We start from the raw sequence: 19,206 nt of genomic DNA, 5'->3' as shown, positions 1-19,206 counted from the left end.
CACCTCAATTTATGCATATTTCGCGTGCAGACCAATGGACAGAGAGCAATTTATTCCGCTGCCGTTCACCACGATGATCGAATCGCCTACCGGCAGCGCCCCAAACCTCCGATTGGTATTGCGCAGGACATTCGTAGATCCAACCCGCGCTGTCTTCCGCGCGAAGTCGAGAACCAGTGTGCCGGACAAAGCCGTGTTATAGATTGTCTCCACTCCGCCGATAGTAATGGACAAATAGGAGAACGCCCCCGATATCTGAAGCACCGGTGCACCGTTCAGCGTCCCGAAATTTGTAAACGGGATCGCCATCGGCCCCGTCACCGAATACGTGGAAGCTAGATCCACTGATACATCCATGTCCACCGGGATCAGGCTATCTACGTCGATCTCATCCAAATCATAGATGCTGTAGGCATATGGATCATGTGCAATCAGCGGCAGCATGAAAGGGCCAAAGCCTGCCACACGGTCAATCGGCAGCGAACCTGAATACCGGACCATATACTGCCTGTCCGGCTGTGCGCTGAAGATCAACGGCATTGTTCGCGGCCTGCCGAATCCATCCAGTAAATAAGCAGCAAAGGCGGATACCCGCTCCTGCAGTTGGATGGAATTCCGGGCCACGAACGCACACTCTATGTTGAATGGTTTCGGCCCCAAGTCTGCACCAAAATCATAAGCACCGGGCATATATGGTACAGCGGCCGTCCGATCTACCGTCGAAGAGAGGATAGGACGGTCCGTCTTGCGGAATGTCCCGAATCCCAGCTCTCGCGGTGTTTTATCGCCAAAATAAGCAACGACACTCATCATTACACCCCCGTACCGCGTAAAGCATCTGTAATTTGCGTACCGATCAGCTGTCCTATCTTCACTGCCTCATTCTCATCCCGGACGTTGAAGGTTGATCCCTCGAATAGTCCACGCATAATGATTTGGGTAATAGCAGCAGCCGGAGCCGATGCTGTCCCGCCACCGGCGAAAGTCGCCCCACTAATGGAAGGCGATTGAATAGCGGGCATAGCTGCGGCTGCCATCGCCGCCGCCTGTCGCTGAATGCTTGCCATCGTCCCGGCCAGCCCCTCGACCAGTCCGGCCCCGGCCATTCCGCCAATCCACGACAGCTCACGCGAAGGCGAATGAATATCCAGTGCCTTCTGCATCGTCTTGGTGACCGATTTGGCAATCTCATTGGCTTTTGCTGTGACCGCCCCCTGCATCCCGGCCATACCGTCAATCAACCCTTGCATGGCCTGTTTGCCTATCGTGGGCAGATCCGCCTTCATAGCGTTGAACTGTTTTGTACTGTCGCCGCGAATGGCCTTCACCTTGGATTCGAAGTCTATCCGCAGCTTATCCAGCTCTGTGACAGCATCCGTATGCAGCAGGCCAATTTGAGTATTGGTGTCCTGACGTAATCCGGTCAGCTCTGTAACGGCTGCGGTCCGGGCAGCGGAAGCCTTCGTTTTCCACAGTCCGGAATACTCCTGCAACTGCTCGTCGGTGAGTTGATTCAGCGCTGCGAGTTCAGGTGCCGCCTGCGGACCCATCTGCCGCAACTCTTCCAGCAGCCCTTTGTCGATTCCCTTGGCCGATAATGTGCGGATATTGTCCGCCCACTTGTCCAGGTATTCGACTTGGCCGCGAAGGTTGTCCAGCAGATCCTGCCCGCTGGTTTCCGAAGCAAGAGTAACCTGGTCAAAGAGTCCAGCAAAGTCATTGATCGACTTGGCACGCTGTACCACTGCCGCTTCATACTCTGCATTCAGGCGCTTTTCCTCAGCAGCCACATTTGCATTGATCTCCTTGGTCTTCGCAAGGAATTCTTCGCTGGCTGTCGTCAGTTGAGTATAAATCGCAAGCCGAACCTGACCGGCTGCTTCGTCTGCCGCTACGCGTTGCTCAGTACCAACCTTGTATTTTGCTTGCACCCGTTCCCATGCCGCAAGCTCCTCGACCAAGGAAAGCTCCTTCGCCTGCTTGGACTTCTCAATCCATGTCTTGGATGCGTCGAACCCAGCCTTGGATATCTCTTGCTGCACGCGATAGACCTCTTTGTCTGCCGCAATACGCTGGGCACTGCCAGCCTTGTACTTCGCTTGCACCTGCTGCCACAAGGACAGCTCCTGCGCCAGGGAAGCCTTCCCAGTGGAAACGCGAGCATCAATGTAGGTCTTGGATGCGTCGAATACTTCTTTAGCCTTCTTGATCTGATCCGCAGCCAGCGCCTTGTTATTCTTACTGATCTCCTCCGTCACCTTTCGGCGTTGATCCGTTGTCTTGGCATATTGTGCCTGAATGGTCTTCAGAGACTTCACATATCCAGTCGTGTCCACAGCACCGATTTTGTATTGATGCTGCGCAGCCGCAAATGCTTCTTTAAAAGCAGAGTCAACGCCCTTAGCAGCCGTTGCAGCTGCCTTCTTCGCTTCACCGCTTTCATTATCCATTCCTTTTGCAAGACCTTGGATGATGTATTCGCCGTATTCGGTGGTTAGTCGGGACGGTGAATGGATGCCGAAAAAGTCACGAATGGATTCCCCGATTTTTGACGATATGTCCTTTGCGGCCTGACCCAACTCATTCGCTTTGCTCTTAATTCCATTCTTCAAACCATTCATGATATCCGCGCCGATTTGGGTTAAATCAATGTCCTTGAAGAATTGAATCATTTCATCCCATTGCCGCTGTACATCCACCTTGATTGTTTCGGTAACATCGGTGATGGACTTCCACATATCCCCGAATACTTCAGCAGCCCACTTTTTAAGCTCATCCCATTTCGCCTTCACGGACGTTTTGAAGGTATCCCACTTGGTGAGGATTTCTCCGGTTTCCCAATCGACCTGATTAATATGCTCCCCGGCCTGCTTCTTGGCAGCGTCCACCACATCGGTATACATACCATTAGCAGCGTTTACTGTATGGTCACGCTGCCGCTTAGCTTCGGAGATCAGCTTGTCGGCCTGTTCGGCAGTAATGGTTCCCGCTTCATCCCGCTGCTGAATAATAGTCTTAATGACATCGTTGTACTGCTCATCGGCGGCGGCGATGGACTCGTCCCGCTGCTTCACGCTATTCTGTACAACTTCGGCAGCTTGTCTGGCGGATAGATCTCCAGCATTCTGGCGCATACGCTCCATGATGGCCTTCTGCTCTAACTCATTATCAGACAGGTGTTTGATGCCCGTCTCAACCATCTGCTGCTGAATGCGATTTATCTCCAGCCGCTCCCATTCGGTAATTCCACGCTTCTCTTCCCGGGCCGTTTGCATGATCGCTGCAATCTTCCGCTGAGACTCGCCCACATATCCTTCCTGTGCGGCTTGGTTAGCCTTCATCTTCTCCAGCGCTGCCGCTTCTTCCTGGTCAGTCAGTGACTTAGAGGATGCAAAGAACTGCCCCATGGTCTGTAACTGAGCAGCGTGGTCTTCTTGCATTGCAGTAAGGACTTGATCCCCCATGAGAGAGAATGTTTCGGTAATGCTTGCCGCCATTTCTCCAGTTATCGTCTGGCCGGACCAACGCAATTGATCTAGTGCAACGGTGGCCTTATCGTTTAGATCCAAAAATCCACCTACGGCCTTCTGAGTATTGGCAGAGACTTCGCTACCAAATCGCTGAATTTCAGGAATCATGTCGGCGCTGAAATGCTTGTACAGCGCGACACCAGCCACTGTAAGCCCCCCAATTGCTGCCACAGCTATTCCTATAGGTCCTGTTGCTACGGCCAGCAAAACAGCCCCTAGGCCTCCAGCTGCACCAATTGCCACGCTGACCGCGCCCACCGCAGAGACCACCGTCCCAATTGCGCTTACTACAGCACCGAGTCCGATAATCACCGGACCTGCTGCTGCAGCCGCCAAACCAAATGCCACCGCTGCTTTGATCTGTGCCGGAGACATATCGTTGAGAAATCCTGTCAGCTGCTCGACCTTCGCGCCGATCTTCGGCAACGCATCCTCTGCGATACTGACCAACTGCTGACCAAGGGGCAGGAGGGATGTTTGCGCATTGCGCACCAATGATGACCAACGCGCCCCCAGGTTGTCCGACAAGGCGGCTCCGGCCTTGTTGGCCGCGCCCTCAAAGTCGCCCAGGTCAGTATTAGCCGTGGCGAAGAAGTCCCGGAACGATGGCCCTAGATCCTCCAGCGGAGATCCCATTAATGCCAAGGCAACCTGTGATTGCTTCGCAGGGTCCTTGATGGCGGCGATGGACGATACAACAGCCATAAATGCACGCTGTGTCGATTCCCCACCGGCAGCAATATCCGCTTCCACCTTTTTGAAATCCAGATTCATGGCCTTCAGCGCATCGCGGGAACTGGCACTGCCGTCCCCTACACGCAGGAACGACTCTTTGGCTGCATCCCCGATTTTATCCAGGTTGAACGCACCTTTTTCAGCCCCGGATATGAGCAAGGCAGTAAATTCGTCCGCAGAGTATCCAAGACCCTTAAATTGAGGTGCATACTCGCGCAAGGTGTCCAGCAGCTCATCACTGAAGTTACCTCCGCGCTGGAATCCGACCGTAATCAGATCCATAGCCTCGTCGCCTTCGATGCCAAATTGCTTCATGAGTACGCTGGCCGTCCGGGTGGTCTCATTAACCTCAGCGTCGAAAGCATCCCGCAAAATGAGTGCCTGAGTCGTCAGCCCCTTCAGTTCAGTATCATTTAGGCCCCGGACGTTCTGCGCGGTGGTGATCAGTGCGGCATTGACGTCCTCCAGGCTTTCGCCCCAGTTATCTGCCCAAATGGTCTTGGAGGTTCCGGCCATCTTATCCGCCTGCGCCTCTGTGACTCCCAAGGCAGCCTGTATCTTGTCGGAAGCACTCTCTACATCAATAGCCGCTTTCGCAGCCGCTACGCCAATTCCAATGATCGGAGCCGTTACACCAACGGACAACCCTTTGCCGACACTCTGCATTTTACCGCCGACAGCTTTGATCTTATCTCCGGCTTCTTGCAGCTGGCGCCCCAGAACCTTCCACTTATTGGTTTGGTCCTCGATCTGGTCATTGGTAGAATCTAGATCCGTCCGCATCCGCCCGAGAGCAGCACGGGCATTGTTGAGCTGGATCTGCAGCCGCTGCGTGGCCGCTGCGTCCTCACCATTAGCCGCAGCAGACTGCGCATGGGCTTGGGTCAGTGCATCGATGCGCTGCTCTTGGATAACGACCTGATCCGCGAGTGAGGACGACCTCAGCCGCAGTTGCTCCGTGGAGTCACCAAGCCCACCCGCTTCAGCAGATGCCGCTCGAAGCGAACTTTGCGCCAGTTGCATCTGCCGGTTTAAATTTTGCATGCCTGCTTTGAAGGAGGTATCCTCCATACCTATTCGGACAACTAAATCACCAACGTTATCAGCCAATTCCTCACCCCCTATAAGACCTGATCAATATATCCAGTGACAACGCCGTCTGCTGCCTTCCCCTTACCCTTGCGCTTGATCAGCCTAAAATATAGACCAATATCCATATCCTCGATCTGCTGCAATGTCATGCCCTCTTCCAGGCGAATCACATAGAACTGCTCCAAAAAATCAAGAGGGTCTATGCCCTCGCTCTCACGTTTGGGTCCTCATTACCGCCAGCATCATCATTCACTTTGGATACAGCCGCGTTCATCAGGTACATTACGGTTGGGATGAATTCATGACTGGACAGCCCGTCATAAACGTTGTCCCGCGTGAATTGTGCACCGAATAAATCAACCGTGTAGTCTGCCATTTCATCCAAATCTTCAGGACTCAAATCTGAAGTGTTTCTTGTCTTGCTAAATTCCACCGATTTACGCAGCATGCGAGCAGAGACGAACGGGACCGTGAATGTCTTTTCCTTTTTATCTATAACTAACTTAATTTCCAACGTAATCACCCTCTCATTTTGTTAAACCATGAAAAAAGAGCACCCCTCGCTGGAGTGCTCCATGAACCGGCTAATCTATGCCGTTGTAAACTTGGTAATGATCGGCGCTGCCAGCGCATTGCCGGATTGATCCCGAACACCCACGCCAGCCAACGCCAGATACAGCGTAGCCGCCGAGAGATTGGCAGCAGGGGTAAACGTGACCACCTTCTTAGCAGAATCCAGAGAGAGCGCCCCAGCCACCACGCCGCTGCCGTCCGCCTTTTGGACGACAAAGTTTGCAGCATTGACTGTATTGTCAGCCAGTGTTTTGTTGAATGTCCACTTCTGAGCTGCCGTAACCGCAACGGCCGTGGCATTGTTTGCCGGTACAACCGTAGCCGTTGGAGGCGTGCTGTCCGTGCTAATCGTCGGAACCGCATCAAACCACGTTTCCGCAGCTGTGAAGCCTGGAACATCTTCATCCCCGGTAAGCCTCCAGCGTCCATCGGAATCGCGAATGACAAAGTTTCCTGTAATTTCCGGGGTCTGGAACGCCGGGGTGTCTCCTTTGGTTTCGTAGGAATCCTCTGGAAGTGAGAACTTCCCTTTCAGCAGCCAAACGAAACGGTATTTCCCATTTGATTTGAGAGAACGGAAGCCGATAGCCACATAGGGGGCAATATCATCCGCTCCGTCGATTAGTACGCCGTTGACCAGTTCCTTGCCAAGCATATCGGACTGAATCGGAAGATCCAAATCATCCACGCCCAAAGCAACCTCAATCCCCCCAATAGACGATGCTGTTTCTGCTGGTCCGTCATCCGCAAACAGCGTTTCTGTATTCACTGTCGGCGTAACTGTACCGGAGATGGCCTTCGCAATCCTTTTCGGTGTCTCATATGTGGTCGTTCCTGACGCGAGATCCTCGATCAACTTTGCATAGAACAAATCTTTAAAACCAATACGTACTCCTGGCATGGTTAATCCTCCTCATACCTGCGGACCGTCCGGTACCGCAGGGCTTTATGATATATTTTTGTGTCCTCTTCGAACAGGTCCGCACCCGAATAGCGAGCGAAGCCAGATGCCTTCATGGCAATATCTACTTCAGTGCCCAGCGCTGCGGTAGCCGCCTTATGCCAAACGTCAACCTGAAAGTGAATCTCACTGGAATCTGCAGCATCTTCGGCATAACGATTGTCGTTGTTAATCATTTCAAAGAATGTAATTCGCGGAAACTGTTCAGCATAATCTTCAGGTACGAAATGCCGCCAGATATAATCCCCACCCAGCAGATCAATCAGCTCCGGTCTGCCACGCAAGGCAGATACGACCTCGGGGATCAGATCAATCATCGCATCTCCCTCCGTACGGCTTCGGCCATGGCTGTAACCATCTGAGGAGCACCCTCAACAGCAGCCGGACCCATGAAGGGGCGAGCTGCCATCTTCGATGTGCCAAATTCTTGGAACTTCCCGTAAAAAAATTTGTTATTGTCGCCCCGCTGCGGACCAACCAGGATATACTTGGCTCCAGCATCGGTTCGCACATTAGTGACCACGATGTTATCCGCCAGATGCTCCTTTTGGCTGCGGCTTCGGGGAGCACGCAACTCGGCAGCGTCCTTGATCACCAAGGCACCCGCTCGCAAGGCCTTGTTCTCGGCCTTGCCCTTCTTCTCAGCAAGTCCCTCCAGCATGCGGCGGATCTCATCCATACCTTCCAGTTGCAAGCTAACCACTAGAACCACCTCCATTGAACCGGCTAGTGCAGACAAGCTCCGTCTCCTTGCCATTTTTGTTAAACGTCCGAATGATGGAATAGGTCAGTCCGTTATATTCGAGCTTGGTTTCGCTTGCGTATTCAATAGTCCAGATAACAAACACCAGCTCCGGGTTAAGCTTTGCAGCAGCAGCTTGATAGAACTCGGATTGCCTTACAGACTGCTTCTCGCCCAATATGCGCCGCCGTAGTATCGTGATGATCGGATCGCCATTGACATCCTTGCCTGTCGTCCCGCTCTTCAGCAAATACAACTCACTGTCCATCCTCATGATCTCACCGCCAATTGGTAAGCAAGCGTGAAAAAAGCCGGGGAAAATTTAACCTCCCCCGACTTCACTTCCCATAGATCACTGACACCCATGACAATAACACCAACAGCAAGTGGATCTTGCAACATCTCCTCAGACACACCCGCACCGCGAAGATATGACTTCACCGCCAGCAGCTTCTGCTTCATCGGCTTATCAACCGTCTCATTTACATCACTGGAGTAACCAAGACCAATTTTGCACTCGATCAGCAGCTCCGCATCCGTCATTACTCATCCCCGCCTTGATCCGGTTCGGTTGGCGGATCCGGTTCTACTGCTGGTTCTATAACTGTCTCTGCCGCCAGCTCTTCAATCACTTCTGCATCAATGGACAACGGCACCAGCACGATTTTAATACCTGCATGCTCCTGCTCCTGCCGCAGTTTAACAGATAGCTGATCATGCTCCTCAGCAGACAATTCTCGTGTGGCTTTCCAGAGCAATACGGATTCACCCACTTTGTTGTTAGCCTCAACGCCGTCAATCTTTGCAACCTGTGTTTTCTTAGCCATCGTTTTCACCACCTTCATGGGCCATACGACCCCGTTTATTAGGATGCTGTACCCTTCTTGACAATGACCACACCGTTAGGGTCGATTAGCTTACCATCCGCGATCAGGATAGCCTTGTCCACCCATTCATTCGTATCGTGGTCAAAGTAACGAAACATTGTCATTTGCATGTTGGAGTTCCAACCGAAGTTTTTCAGGTTGAGCAAAATCGCGACAACATCTCCCGCCGCCGCCGACTCATAAGGTGCAATCACATCGTCCTCAACTTGAATAACTTCCTTTCCCGCGAACCTTTCCTGTGGTCCGTCTGCAATACCGTAGTTTACCCGACCGATAGGCTGGCCGTTATCATCAACCATGCCGTCAATGTATCCCTCGAACGTACCGGAAGCCATCAACCAAGTTGCTCCTGCTTTATAAGCAAGGGGAAGTTTTGAGGTGACTTTCTTTTTCCAACTCTCCCAAGAAGCAAATTCAGTTGGTGTCATTGTTACGATTTGTCCAGCTGGCACACGATCGTCAACGGTGATACCTTTTGGTTGTCCGATCCCAGTACCTTTGATGACAGACATATCAATGGCTTTGACCATAGCTTCCACGATTAGATCCGTGATTACCGTTTCAAATCCAGCAAGCGTCACCGTGTCAGCCAGGAGAGAAATGGCCACTTTGCATTCCAGACCGAAATAGGTAAAGGTCAGCTTTGTATTAGCTTGAACTTTTTGTTTGTCAGAAACTGCCGCCTCCCCGATCCATGTAGCCACCGGCTTCAGCGCCAGAATGGGAACCTCTACCCCACCCTTGATATTGAGCTTCCGAACACGACTGAATACTTGCCCATAAACGGTGACCTTCTTGATAATCTCATTCAAGATGGTTGTCGGGATAACCGCAGATACGTCTGCCGTGGTTGTTGTCGCATTAGCCCGAAGCTCCGGTTTGATCTCACCCGTTTTGGCATAGATCATAAAAGCATTCCGGTATTCAACTGTGCCGTATGGGTCAGCCGGTTCCTCGGAACGTTCTTGCGATTGCCCTCCGATGCCGAAAGACTTCAAAAACTGAGTCATCGCCGCATTTCCGACAGGTGGTTGTGCACCCCGTTGTTCTGGTGGTGTAGCGCCACCGGCAGGCGGTTCCTCTTCTTCATCTGGCATAGATTCGACGATGCCACGCAATTCTGTGATTTCGCCGTTCAACCCCTCCAGTTCGGTGTTGATACTGCGCAGTTCTGCTACGGCCTCCACAGTCGCGGAACGGGATACTAACCCCGCTTTCTTTGCTTCCAATTTCGCCAGCAGCTTCTGCAATTTCTTTTTATTCATATTCTTTCACCTTAACCCTTCGCTAAAATTTGGTTACGCAGTTTCAATACTTCAAGCTCGTCCTTCGAACTATCCAGTCCGGACCGCGCACTATCCAGTGCGGCGCGGGCGCTCTCCAGTGCCTGCTGGTCACGAGCATTTATATCAGTCCCGTCATAGGCCGGGAAGGATACCGCAGAGATTTCAATCACTCGACCAATGTCTTTAATGCGGCGAACGGGAAGTTCTGTATCAAGCCCTTCCCAGGACTCATCACGCACCGTGAAGATAAAGGACATTCCTGAAATGTCGCTCCGGCCTACAGCACTGTAAAGCGCCTTGGCCTCCATATTGTTTTCCACATCTAATTCAGCGCGTGTGGACAGCCCTTGCTGATCCACCTGCAGTTGAAGGGTAGAATTCGCATTGTTGTTCCGGCTGCGAGCCAGCGGTATCCGCTTCAGGTCATGGTTCACACTTAGAATCACATCCTTGAAGTCGGTAGAATCAAAAGCCCCCCGCTCAATAATCTCCTTGAACCAACCGCCTATAATCGTTTCCTGTTCGAATACGGCTGCATGTCCCTGAATGATATTGCCTGCCGGATCAGCCTGCAGATCGTTCATGGCAAAAGCCCGGCGCTCCGGCTCATGCATGGCCGGCAGCTTATTCTTCAGCATCATCTTTCACCGCCTTTCCAGATTTCGGGTTCGCTCCATTGAGCTGGTATATGTTGATGATGGATCGGTCCACGTAATTCAGAGATTGCGTGATCCGGTTACCATCCGGCAAAGGTGGGTATCCCAACAGCGCCAGCTTCTGGTTGTCACTCAGCAGCCCCTGTTCCCCAGCTGTCTTAATCAGGTTAAGTTTGGCCGCTGTACTGAGGTACATCATGTCCCGTTGAAAAAAAACGATCTCATTCCCCATATCCAGCTCGCGGGGCGTGAAGATCGTCTTGGTAAAGGCTTGGCTAAGCCCGATTAAAATAGGCTCCAGGGTACTCTCGTAAAACGCCTGGTACTGCTCATCATTGTAATCCCGCGCGAGCATCGGCAGTGAGACACCGAACCATTCCTGCACGCCCGTCTTCAAAAAGTCGAGCGTGTCTTTGTCCACCATTTTGGGATCAATGGAAATCGGCGTGAACTCGCCCTTCAAGTCAACCGGCAGGATGCCGGAGTCACCGGAGGACATCAGCTTCTCGAAGCGCTCCCGCTCCTTACGCTGAGATTCATCATCCATCATGGTTGCAATCTTCAGCACCCCACGAATCGACATGCTCGTCTTGATCCCCTTCTCAATCCCCTGGAGAACGGTATCGTTGATCCTCAGCATCTTTAGCAGTGCTTCGTTGTCCGGCTGTCCATTCGATCCGCCGCCCATGATCTCATTCACTGAATAACGTTTTCGGATATGGATCAAATCAGAATACGGCACAGTAAACTGATCCCCTGAGGCAAAATACATCTTGACGTACAATCGGCCTGTCGGGTCCTGTAGATAATCAACCTGATAGGGATTTAACGGGTATAGCGCAGTATAGCTGCGGATCTCTGATCCGTCTTCCCGTAGCTGCACGGTGTACACCGGATAAATGAACACGTTGAAGTTCATGTAAAGCAGCCAGATTATTTTCTCTAAGAAGTCCCGTGTGGTCATAAGCTCATTTGGGCCAAATTTAAAGAGACGGTTCAAGTTTCCCCGCGGCGTGGTCTGCATGCCGTTTCCGTCTGTCCGAATGTGCCGGGGTTGAAGCTTGCTGATCTCCGTAGCGATAATATCAATACAGTTCTGCACAATATCTGATGCATAAATGCTATTACCGAACTGGCTGAACACCGGCATGTAACCGCCCAGCATCTTCGCACGGACAAATTCTTTCGTTTTGGAGAGCAAGCCCTTAAAATTGTCTATCAATGCCACTATCTCACCCCGCTCTCTTCACAAGATCAAGGAATTCGGTTCGGTTATCGATGTACACCTTGTACACAAAGATCAAAGTAACGGTACCGTCGATCTTCTTCTCATCCTTGCCCTGAACCTTAACGGGCCGAATCTCCATCTTGCTGTTAATCTCAAACGCTGTATTCTCCAGGCACCAGCGGTCCATCGGATGCTGGTTGTAATTGATCAACTTGCTTTGCAGATCCGCCTTGACCAGCTTCATCGGCTCCGACAGGCTGCCATACTCCTGGCTAATCCGCACCATATCAAATCCGTACTCTTCCATTTCCTTCACCCAATAGGTAGCCGACCACTTATCGTAGCCGACCTTATAAAACCGGATGTTATAGTCTTTGAACAAACGAACAAACCAAGCTGTGACATGGCGGAAGTCATTCTCATTTCCATCCGAAATCGTAACTAGGTCGAGCGCTGTCCATTTCTCAAACTTCTCACGATCATCCTTAGAAAGTGTCGGGATCTTGGAAGCCGGGACAAAATACTGTTGACAGGTGAACTTCTTCCCGTCCTTCATCATCAGCGCCCTGGCGCATGCCAAGTCTCCAGACTTGGAAAGGTCAACACCTCCGATAGCAAATGCGCCACGGAACAGCTCAATGTCGAACACATCCTCGCTTGCAATATCCTGATCCATGAGCCAGGCAGCAGCATTATTCTGTTTGATGTTGAAATCCTTAGAAAGTACAAAGGCACGCATTTCCTGATTGGTCTTGGACTCCTCGACCATGCGCCGTAGGAAGCTCCACTTCTTGATGCTGCCCAGTCCGGGATTGCTCTTTGTCCAGGTCTTCTCATCCCGCCAGATCTCTTGCTCATTGTCCTGGGTATACATCCATACCAGCCAGCGCCGACGATCCAGCTCCCGGTTCAGCACCTGCCGCGCCTCACGCATGCGCCCGTCCAGGTATCCCTCATTGGTGAATCCTTCCGTGGTCAACTCAATATAAAGAGGCTCATCCTGAGTGGATAGAGCCTGGCGGATAGGCATGGTGCTGGTGTTGTCCTTCATTTCGTGAACTTCGTCCACTGCACCCACGCCGATATTCCGGCCTTCCTTGGCGCCGGTCTTAGCAGAGATTTTGCGAATAGATCCTTTGTTCCGGTATGAGAACTTTCCGGTATGAGTCGGCTTCTTCGGATTTCCGAAGTAAATGCCCTTGATGTTCTTCCGGGTCTTCCGCTCCAACGACTTGCTCTCTTCCCGCATAGAATTGATGGCCTGAAACATAAGGTCAGCCTGTTCATAGTCATTTGAGGAACAAAGCGCCTTAAGTCCCTCTGGCCCACAGAAGAACTCTGCTAGAATCAGAGCAGACACAAGTGGGGTCTTGCCATTTTTACGCCCAACCAAATACAGAATGTCCTGGTACAGCCGGACCATACGGCCAATTTCATCATCAAAGATTTTAAAACTGTAAATGGCCTCAATGAAAGCCTTCTGAAACAGCTCCAGTAGGAAGGGCTTGCCGGAGAACGGAGCTTCATAGTGCTTGCATTTGGTTTCAATGAGTTTAATTCGCTTATGGGCATCTGCTGTATCAAACTGGATGTCAGGATCACGCAGATTCTCCTCAAGGATGTCAAACATCTGCTGCAGTTCCTGCCCGACAATAATCTCCCCGGCCTTACATTTCGCAATATACTCATGTAGGAAGGAAGCATATGGAGCACTCATTCGAATTCATCCATATCATCTTCAGGATCAAGTGCATTCTTCGACAGCACCCCGTTCAGCGTCTTCACGACAACAGCATAAGCATTCACATTCTTAAGGTACTGCCGCGCTGCCTCCACCGGCTTCTGAAGATCAGGATTGCTCGGGTGAATCTTAACCATGCCCGTAGTCTTCAGCGCCTGCTTCAGAACAGAGTTTTCAGCCTTTAGGAAAGCGGCGTCCTCCATTAGTCCTTCCACAAGCTGAGCCTTGGCCGGATCAACGTCGGTGAAGATGGCTTGCAACTTCGCCAACTCTTGACTGTAGACCTCCGACTTTTCCATAGAATTCAACACCTCGATCCGATTTCAAATTTTTCGGTGTGTAACAAAAAAGGGTGCCCTCCTCGGTTCCCTCGGAAAAAAATATTTTATTTTTCTGGGGGGGTTTGGAAAAAAAATAAAAAATAAATTTTAAAAAATATTAATTTTGAAATTGTTCAAACCATTTTTCGATATAACCGCGCCATTCATCCTTCCGGTAGCGAAGCGCCTCTTCACTCTCTAATCGCGATAGACATTCCTCTCGACTCACTGAGCAAAAGATCAGTTCAGCACCAGTCTCTTCAGCCAAACGTTCTCGCTTAAACTTCTCGGCATACCCGCCGATGATCCAAGCTGTTCCCCATTTGCCAAGCCTGGTCTTGATGTTGTCCAGAAGAAGGTTCTGTACCCCTACCACGTTGGAATATAATGCATCCGGCTTATCATAATCCGGTAGGCCAGACAGCGCAGAGTATAGCAGATCCATGTTGACGATCAGATCACCTCTACTTATCTGCTGCCGCACAAGATCCATCATCCCGGCCAACGGCGGACCATATACCAAGTACACCTCTTTGGTATGCTGGTAGCCAAATCGCTTATGCTCCCTGTTATGACAGTCATAGCAGATCAGCTCAACCATTTCCGGGTTAAGACTGATTGCATGATCATGCACATTCTCCGGTGTTAGTTCTACCTTATGATGGCCGATGATATCAATGGACCTTGCAATGATCCCGCCGCAGTGCTGGCAACGGTTCCCCCGTTCGAGGATCAAGCCAAGCCGGAAAACTCGCCACTTCTCCGATGTATAGAACGTCTGGAGTATTGCATGCCTTGCCATCACCACGCCTCCGTTCTAAGCTTATTCACTTCAAGCTGCATGCGCTCGATCTTCAAGCGCAGTTCTTCATTGGTTAGCTCGTTACGATCAAACTGGTCAAGCAGCGCGATACACCGCATCTTCCTGCCCTGAACCGCCGTAAGCGCGTTATGTATCTGTAGGATACGTTCCAACTGCTGCGGCTCTTTGGTCTTCTCTTCAACGATCTGCTTGGACACAACCTTAACCGGCTTAAACTGCGGAACACCTTCCACAAACCTGAGCGACTCAGCGTCGCCTTCGGCTGCTTCTTCTTCGAAGAACTGGTACTTCCGCTCAATACTCAGCCGATCCTTGCCCTCTTCGATATCCTTCATGTTCTTCATCATCATGTACTCACGATGTTCAAGGAGCATGATTTCATTCAGCAGGATCTGGCGCGGATCTGTCTCCATCTTCATCAACTGTAGCTTATGCTCCACGGAAATCTGACTCATCCACATGGACTCATAGTTGCCGTTCCTCCAGCCATTCTTATTACCTGGAGGAGCACCGCCGCCTTTATTTCCTACGGCATTCTTGTTCCCCGGCTGACCGCCACGCTTACGACTTGGCCGCGCCTCCCATGCATCCTCATACTTCCACTTACGAACCAATGATGCCGATACACCCAATTGCTTGGCAATCTCGACCAGCGGCAAGGTTCTGCCACTCTTTTCCCACATTTGAAATGCTTTGTCGCGGTTCTCACTTCTGCCCCTGCTCACCTCATCACCACCACCTCCGCACGGCATTCGTGTTTGCGCAGTACACTTTTAACATTTAATTCCATGTGTAACTTTACTGTGCTAAAGGCTGCTGCTGCTAAACTGCTAAATACTGGGTTTTGAGTGAAACACAATGGTAATTCTGTTGCACTCATTCTGCTGCTCTAAAATCACGTTTCTTCATATATGCATTCCCCTGCTTAAACTTGACTTCGATAAAGTGCTGATTATGTTTCACTGAAATTAGCGCAAAGACATGATCGCCTTATCCATCATGTCTTGTGTGAGGCCAATATAGTCCAATGTGTCCGACGGATTGGTATGTCCGAACATCTCCATTAGTAACGCTAGGTTCTTTGAATCCTGCATATATAATCGATAAGCCCATGTCTTCCGCAAGGTATGGCACCCGATCTCTCTCAATCCAAACTCATGAGCTGCATCATTCAAGAATCGGTAAGCCGTTGTTCGGTCAATCGGCTGGTACTTGATCCGGCTAACCTTCTTGCGTTGCCTGCTGGCGAACAGATAATCTGAATCGCTCATGCCAGCAATGTATCGATTTAGATCCTCACGGATGCTGGGATGGATCACAAATTTCTTTGCATGCTTATTCTTCTGTTCTACCAGACTTACATGTGTACCCCGTACCTCGCCTACACGAAGCGTACATAAGTCGGATACCCGCAGGCCGGAATAAATCCCGATGCAGAAGAACAGGTAATTTCGCAAACTGCGATTTCTAAAGTAATACTTCATACCATCAATGATTCGCTCGTCCCGAATCGGCTGAACCTTCTTCATATCACCACCCCGATATTCTTCACAATAAAAAAGCCGCCCAATGATGAGCGACCCTGACTGGTTAACTTATTCGGCCTTGATGGATTCGAACCACCTTCACCATTAGGCCATGATATAAATGCCCGTACTTGCATTGGAATATCACAATGACCATAAATATGCGCCCGGGCGGAGCGCATTGAGAGCATCTTTAACTCTCATTCCCCGCATCCATACCGCCGCAACGTCTACTTGCTACTTGTGCTACAGCTCCGCCCTCTTGTCAGAAGTGCATCATCACCGCTCAGCATGGCCGAGTCCTACCGTGATAAGGGTCAGTAGGGACACCCGGACGATGTTTCCGTCCTATGTCCCTACTTTAAATCCAATATACAGACGCAATGTTGACGCTGAATAGACCCAAAGTAGACGTAATGTAGACATTAAATTATGCCGAGAAGCTTAAGTGTACCGGCCACTGCTTCCGTCCCCTCGTCGATCTTACGATCAAGTGAGCGGCCTGTGAAGGAACTCCACTTGATAACCGCCGCTTTTCGAGGGTGCCGAAGAATGAACCGGTACTGCATGATTTCTCTTATTTCTCTATCTATTATAGAATTTATCGCTAACTCAACATTTTGAACAACTGGACCCCACTTTTTAAGACATGCTGCTTCATCGGCTGTCAGCTCCGTTCTCTCCGACAGCGCTTGGACGATTTTAACCATATCGGGTTGTTTGCGAAGCAGCATCTTGGTCACCTGAATGTCACCCTTATTTGCGCGTGGAAACAGTTCCCCTTGCTCCCATACCATTGCCATTCCCCTCATTCCCCTTTGTGTTATAATGGGTTTGAGGGATTATTTACCGTTCATCGACCCCGCCCGGCCAAGGATTAGGGGTCTTTGATTTGCTTAGGCATATCTTCCGTTTCGCGGGATCTTGCCGTCCTCATTTAGTACAATGTCGCTTAATATGATTGCCGATTCCGCTGGAATGAACTGCCCTCTGAATTCTCCGAATGTGATGCTGTACCCGCCCCGTTCACGCTGCGCTCGGAATGAAACCCCCGAAACAATGCAGCCAACTTCTGAACTGATATTCTCTACTGTCTTGATGATCACACTTTTTCGCTCCTTTCCTCTGGATCAGTTAATTTGTTTTCTTCTAATAATCTCCTCAATCTCTCATTATCCGCCGTTGCGCTGTTCGCCAGCGTTACCCATTTATTCGTTTCTTCAACGGATAAATCCAGAGCTATATCCAATTCTTCGACGGTCTGCTGCACTTCTGCCAATGCAGATCCGCTGAACATAAATGATTTCCTCATTACGCCTAGTTGATTGTGGGCATCTTCCAGAGCCAGGAGCATATCGTCCATAATCGTATCTGCTTCCACAGCAAGCGGTATGGCTCCGGGCCGGGATGCTTGGAATAGCACTCTGTCTCCCGTATTCATTAATACCTCTGATCCATCCAACAGGGTAACCTTGATTTCGCGTTCTGGTGTACTCATATCGCCTTACTCTCCTTTGGCTGTCTAATTGTGACCCATGAAAATGCCTTGCCTGGATATTCTCGGATATAAGAGTATCCCTTTGGAATATAGTAGCTAGGTCGAACATGTAACTTGCCAAATGCCGTTTCGATGGCATCGTGTTGGGCAATCTCTGACTGGTAGCAAACGTAAAGGTGAAGTTCTGCGATTCTGCACCCTCTATATAGAAGAGGACGGATCGCTTGATTAATCAGGTCAATGGCTCGGGGATGGATTGGTACTAATGTGCTCATAAAGGTTTTCCCTCCTTCGCAGATTCTTCGTACTCAACAGCATCTTTGTATCGGTATTTCCGTTCCCCCACGAAGAGAAGTTGCACAATCATATGTTCATGAGGATCTACCACGTTGTTGGCTGCGTGAAGCACAGCGTCTGTCACTCGTTTATAGAGCATGTAGTTAAGATGGCGTGTCTCTTTTGCTATGAGTACGTTAGCCGGTAGATTGGAGATGTGGTCGCTTGTGCTAAGGCGTTTGACGGCTCCCTCAACTCCGGCCATGTCGAAATCGTTTAGACCGTTCTCTTGGGGTTGCTTGAGAACAAATTCATAACTGTCTACCAGCCCCTTGATGGTCCGATAACTGTTTAGTAGCCATAAGGCTTTCCGTATATCCTCTTCATCCGCATTCTTGAAGAATTGAACCTGATAGGCTCTCGTTATATCATCTAAATCATTCTTGGGGGTAAAGTCGTTTTGCGGCGCTGGAATCAACTCGATCATGGGCGTTACCTCCTTGCGGTTATCTTACATATTTACGATTAGTATAGAGTGGATATCGTGCGGTGTTACTACGGATATTTGGGTATCAGTAATGCCGAAGGATTCAAGACCCCGGCGCTGGAATTCTTCGAAGTCTTCGTCAATCAAGTCGAAGTCGCTTATATCACTTCTTTGCATTCTTCTTCACTTCCTTGTGTTGGTATGCTGGTTGAAGGATGTATATACGGCCATCCATGGAGATTACTGTTGGGAGACCTTTCTTGTTTTTAATGGTCATGATCTGCGCTGTATAGATGTCTCCTGGTTTAGTCTCCATCTTTTATTCCCTCCCCGGTGTCTGATTGTACTGGTGTGGGGTCAGCCAGTTCATAGGTCAGTTCGAAGATATCTGGTTTGCATGGGTAACGTTCACCTTGGACGCCAGTTATGATCCAGTCTCCCGGACTAACCTTCATCATGCCTTCCAGTGTGTTAACGACATATCTGCCATCTGCAGCCGTTTTGCTGTACCACGTTTCTGAGAGCGTCGCTAGATCCTGCACGCCTTCCACTTGATCACCTTCGAACCATTGCACGGCTTCGATCTCTACTGGCTTCTTTCGGTATTTAGGCATTGTCTGTTTCCTCCCCTGGTAGGTTGATGGGTGCCCAATGTGTAACACCAGTAATGCGATAACTACCACGAACATGCCATCCATAGCCATCCTTGCCGATCAATTTAGCGTGACATGCAAGTTCTCTCCTCACGCCATCTGTAACCAAATGCGGGACGTGACTTTCGATTTCTCTGCTATATGGGTCATACTTTATCCAAGGTATCATGTGGGTTGTTCCTTTCTTTATGG

The 19,206-nt window shown here is 50.3% G+C and carries 25 protein-coding genes; all 25 read right to left on the bottom strand.

From position 1 onward, the window contains the following. Positions 1-9: 9 nt before the first annotated feature. Positions 10-813: a distal tail protein Dit gene (locus B9T62_RS34535; RefSeq protein ID WP_087919389.1), complete on the bottom strand. Its 804-nt coding sequence runs from the start codon at positions 811-813 to the stop codon at positions 10-12. After that, a complete protein-coding gene (locus B9T62_RS34530; RefSeq protein WP_087919388.1) occupies positions 813-5,375 on the bottom strand; it encodes a phage tail tape measure protein in 4,563 nt (1,520 codons plus the stop codon). Before B9T62_RS34530 ends, B9T62_RS34535 begins: the two co-directional genes overlap by 1 nt. Positions 5,376-5,386: 11 nt before the next feature. Then, entirely contained in the window at positions 5,387-5,527 is a 141-nt protein-coding gene (locus B9T62_RS39725) for a hypothetical protein (protein WP_169834480.1), read from the bottom strand. 29 nt (positions 5,528-5,556) lie between these two features. After that, a complete protein-coding gene (gene gpG, locus B9T62_RS34525) occupies positions 5,557-5,871 on the bottom strand; it encodes a phage tail assembly chaperone G (protein WP_087919387.1) in 315 nt (104 codons plus the stop codon). A 75-nt stretch (positions 5,872-5,946) separates the two neighbouring features. Continuing rightward, positions 5,947-6,831 (bottom strand): major tail protein, encoded by an 885-nt coding sequence (locus tag B9T62_RS39720; protein ID WP_157794126.1) that lies wholly within the window; start codon positions 6,829-6,831, stop codon positions 5,947-5,949. 2 nt (positions 6,832-6,833) lie between these two features. Next, positions 6,834-7,208 carry a tail completion protein gp17 gene (gene gp17 / locus B9T62_RS34515; RefSeq protein ID WP_087919386.1) on the bottom strand — a complete coding sequence of 125 codons (375 nt, stop codon included), beginning with the start codon at positions 7,206-7,208 and terminating at the stop codon, positions 6,834-6,836. Further along, positions 7,205-7,594, bottom strand: coding sequence for an HK97-gp10 family putative phage morphogenesis protein (locus tag B9T62_RS34510; protein ID WP_087919385.1), 390 nt, complete (start codon positions 7,592-7,594; stop codon positions 7,205-7,207). Before B9T62_RS34510 ends, gp17 begins: the two co-directional genes overlap by 4 nt. Next, positions 7,587-7,907 (bottom strand): phage head closure protein, encoded by a 321-nt coding sequence (locus tag B9T62_RS34505; RefSeq protein WP_087919384.1) that lies wholly within the window; start codon positions 7,905-7,907, stop codon positions 7,587-7,589. Before B9T62_RS34505 ends, B9T62_RS34510 begins: the two co-directional genes overlap by 8 nt. Next, positions 7,904-8,176, bottom strand: coding sequence for a hypothetical protein (locus B9T62_RS34500; RefSeq protein WP_087919383.1), 273 nt, complete (start codon positions 8,174-8,176; stop codon positions 7,904-7,906). Before B9T62_RS34500 ends, B9T62_RS34505 begins: the two co-directional genes overlap by 4 nt. After that, entirely contained in the window at positions 8,176-8,460 is a 285-nt protein-coding gene (locus tag B9T62_RS34495) for a hypothetical protein (RefSeq protein WP_211296386.1), read from the bottom strand. The genes B9T62_RS34500 and B9T62_RS34495 overlap by 1 nt, the downstream gene beginning before the upstream one ends. A gap of 38 nt (positions 8,461-8,498) precedes the next feature. Then, complete coding sequence (locus B9T62_RS34490; RefSeq protein ID WP_087919382.1) at positions 8,499-9,785, bottom strand: phage major capsid protein; 1,287 nt, start codon at positions 9,783-9,785, stop codon at positions 8,499-8,501. Between the two features lie 11 nt (positions 9,786-9,796). Next, complete coding sequence (locus tag B9T62_RS34485) at positions 9,797-10,447, bottom strand: HK97 family phage prohead protease (RefSeq protein WP_211296385.1); 651 nt, start codon at positions 10,445-10,447, stop codon at positions 9,797-9,799. Beyond that, positions 10,431-11,684, bottom strand: a complete 1,254-nt coding sequence (locus tag B9T62_RS34480) for a phage portal protein (RefSeq protein WP_211296384.1) — start codon at positions 11,682-11,684, stop codon at positions 10,431-10,433. Before B9T62_RS34480 ends, B9T62_RS34485 begins: the two co-directional genes overlap by 17 nt. A gap of 10 nt (positions 11,685-11,694) precedes the next feature. Continuing rightward, complete coding sequence (locus B9T62_RS34475) at positions 11,695-13,407, bottom strand: terminase large subunit (protein ID WP_087919381.1); 1,713 nt, start codon at positions 13,405-13,407, stop codon at positions 11,695-11,697. After that, positions 13,404-13,730, bottom strand: coding sequence for a hypothetical protein (locus tag B9T62_RS34470; protein WP_087919380.1), 327 nt, complete (start codon positions 13,728-13,730; stop codon positions 13,404-13,406). The genes B9T62_RS34475 and B9T62_RS34470 overlap by 4 nt, the downstream gene beginning before the upstream one ends. Positions 13,731-13,869: 139 nt before the next feature. Further along, the gene (locus B9T62_RS34465; RefSeq protein WP_087919379.1) at positions 13,870-14,553 is read right to left on the bottom strand and encodes an HNH endonuclease family protein; all 684 of its coding nucleotides are present in this window, start codon (positions 14,551-14,553) and stop codon (positions 13,870-13,872) included. Beyond that, positions 14,553-15,299 carry a phage terminase small subunit gene (gene terS, locus B9T62_RS34460; RefSeq protein ID WP_157794125.1) on the bottom strand — a complete coding sequence of 249 codons (747 nt, stop codon included), beginning with the start codon at positions 15,297-15,299 and terminating at the stop codon, positions 14,553-14,555. Before terS ends, B9T62_RS34465 begins: the two co-directional genes overlap by 1 nt. A gap of 243 nt (positions 15,300-15,542) precedes the next feature. After that, on the bottom strand, positions 15,543-16,103 hold the full coding sequence (locus B9T62_RS34455; protein ID WP_087919377.1) for a tyrosine-type recombinase/integrase: 561 nt from the start codon (positions 16,101-16,103) through the stop codon (positions 15,543-15,545). A 422-nt stretch (positions 16,104-16,525) separates the two neighbouring features. Further along, positions 16,526-16,903, bottom strand: a complete 378-nt coding sequence (locus B9T62_RS34450) for a hypothetical protein (protein WP_087919376.1) — start codon at positions 16,901-16,903, stop codon at positions 16,526-16,528. A 93-nt stretch (positions 16,904-16,996) separates the two neighbouring features. Next, on the bottom strand, positions 16,997-17,206 hold the full coding sequence (locus B9T62_RS34445) for a hypothetical protein (protein ID WP_087919375.1): 210 nt from the start codon (positions 17,204-17,206) through the stop codon (positions 16,997-16,999). Beyond that, complete coding sequence (locus B9T62_RS34440) at positions 17,203-17,598, bottom strand: hypothetical protein (RefSeq protein ID WP_087919374.1); 396 nt, start codon at positions 17,596-17,598, stop codon at positions 17,203-17,205. Before B9T62_RS34440 ends, B9T62_RS34445 begins: the two co-directional genes overlap by 4 nt. Before the next feature lie 271 nt (positions 17,599-17,869). Then, the gene (locus B9T62_RS34430; protein ID WP_087919372.1) at positions 17,870-18,361 is read right to left on the bottom strand and encodes a hypothetical protein; all 492 of its coding nucleotides are present in this window, start codon (positions 18,359-18,361) and stop codon (positions 17,870-17,872) included. Positions 18,362-18,385: 24 nt separating this feature from the next. Further along, positions 18,386-18,538: a hypothetical protein gene (locus B9T62_RS39715; protein ID WP_157794124.1), complete on the bottom strand. Its 153-nt coding sequence runs from the start codon at positions 18,536-18,538 to the stop codon at positions 18,386-18,388. Further along, positions 18,525-18,677, bottom strand: coding sequence for a hypothetical protein (locus B9T62_RS39710; RefSeq protein ID WP_157794123.1), 153 nt, complete (start codon positions 18,675-18,677; stop codon positions 18,525-18,527). The genes B9T62_RS39715 and B9T62_RS39710 overlap by 14 nt, the downstream gene beginning before the upstream one ends. Further along, positions 18,667-18,975, bottom strand: coding sequence for a hypothetical protein (locus B9T62_RS34425; protein WP_087920540.1), 309 nt, complete (start codon positions 18,973-18,975; stop codon positions 18,667-18,669). The genes B9T62_RS39710 and B9T62_RS34425 overlap by 11 nt, the downstream gene beginning before the upstream one ends. Positions 18,976-19,206 lie beyond the last annotated feature (231 nt).

Origin of the sequence: Paenibacillus donghaensis, assembly GCF_002192415.1 — a bacterium.
GTDB lineage: Bacteria > Bacillota > Bacilli > Paenibacillales > Paenibacillaceae > Paenibacillus_AQ > Paenibacillus_AQ donghaensis.
Note: the sequence above shows the minus strand (reverse complement) of the source record. Positions and strands in the feature narration are given on the sequence as shown.

What these genes read in the sequence shown, in the direction of transcription:
- B9T62_RS39710 (WP_157794123.1), bottom strand. Translation starts at nt 18,677, where the DNA reads ATGGAGACTAAACCAGGAGACATCTATACAGCGCAGATCATGACCATT.
- B9T62_RS34430 (WP_087919372.1), bottom strand. Translation starts at nt 18,361, where the DNA reads ATGATCGAGTTGATTCCAGCGCCGCAAAACGACTTTACCCCCAAGAAT.
- B9T62_RS34485 (WP_211296385.1), bottom strand. Translation starts at nt 10,447, where the DNA reads ATGATGCTGAAGAATAAGCTGCCGGCCATGCATGAGCCGGAGCGCCGG.
- B9T62_RS34470 (WP_087919380.1), bottom strand. Translation starts at nt 13,730, where the DNA reads ATGGAAAAGTCGGAGGTCTACAGTCAAGAGTTGGCGAAGTTGCAAGCC.
- B9T62_RS34425 (WP_087920540.1), bottom strand. Translation starts at nt 18,975, where the DNA reads ATGCCTAAATACCGAAAGAAGCCAGTAGAGATCGAAGCCGTGCAATGG.
- B9T62_RS34535 (WP_087919389.1), bottom strand. Translation starts at nt 813, where the DNA reads ATGATGAGTGTCGTTGCTTATTTTGGCGATAAAACACCGCGAGAGCTG.
- B9T62_RS34450 (WP_087919376.1), bottom strand. Translation starts at nt 16,903, where the DNA reads ATGGCAATGGTATGGGAGCAAGGGGAACTGTTTCCACGCGCAAATAAG.
- B9T62_RS34475 (WP_087919381.1), bottom strand. Translation starts at nt 13,407, where the DNA reads ATGAGTGCTCCATATGCTTCCTTCCTACATGAGTATATTGCGAAATGT.
- gp17 (WP_087919386.1), bottom strand. Translation starts at nt 7,208, where the DNA reads ATGATTGATCTGATCCCCGAGGTCGTATCTGCCTTGCGTGGCAGACCG.
- B9T62_RS34465 (WP_087919379.1), bottom strand. Translation starts at nt 14,553, where the DNA reads ATGGCAAGGCATGCAATACTCCAGACGTTCTATACATCGGAGAAGTGG.
- B9T62_RS34455 (WP_087919377.1), bottom strand. Translation starts at nt 16,103, where the DNA reads ATGAAGAAGGTTCAGCCGATTCGGGACGAGCGAATCATTGATGGTATG.
- B9T62_RS34490 (WP_087919382.1), bottom strand. Translation starts at nt 9,785, where the DNA reads ATGAATAAAAAGAAATTGCAGAAGCTGCTGGCGAAATTGGAAGCAAAG.
- B9T62_RS39720 (WP_157794126.1), bottom strand. Translation starts at nt 6,831, where the DNA reads ATGCCAGGAGTACGTATTGGTTTTAAAGATTTGTTCTATGCAAAGTTG.
- B9T62_RS39715 (WP_157794124.1), bottom strand. Translation starts at nt 18,538, where the DNA reads ATGCAAAGAAGTGATATAAGCGACTTCGACTTGATTGACGAAGACTTC.
- B9T62_RS34440 (WP_087919374.1), bottom strand. Translation starts at nt 17,598, where the DNA reads ATGAGTACACCAGAACGCGAAATCAAGGTTACCCTGTTGGATGGATCA.
- B9T62_RS34495 (WP_211296386.1), bottom strand. Translation starts at nt 8,460, where the DNA reads ATGGCTAAGAAAACACAGGTTGCAAAGATTGACGGCGTTGAGGCTAAC.
- B9T62_RS34505 (WP_087919384.1), bottom strand. Translation starts at nt 7,907, where the DNA reads ATGAGGATGGACAGTGAGTTGTATTTGCTGAAGAGCGGGACGACAGGC.
- B9T62_RS34500 (WP_087919383.1), bottom strand. Translation starts at nt 8,176, where the DNA reads ATGACGGATGCGGAGCTGCTGATCGAGTGCAAAATTGGTCTTGGTTAC.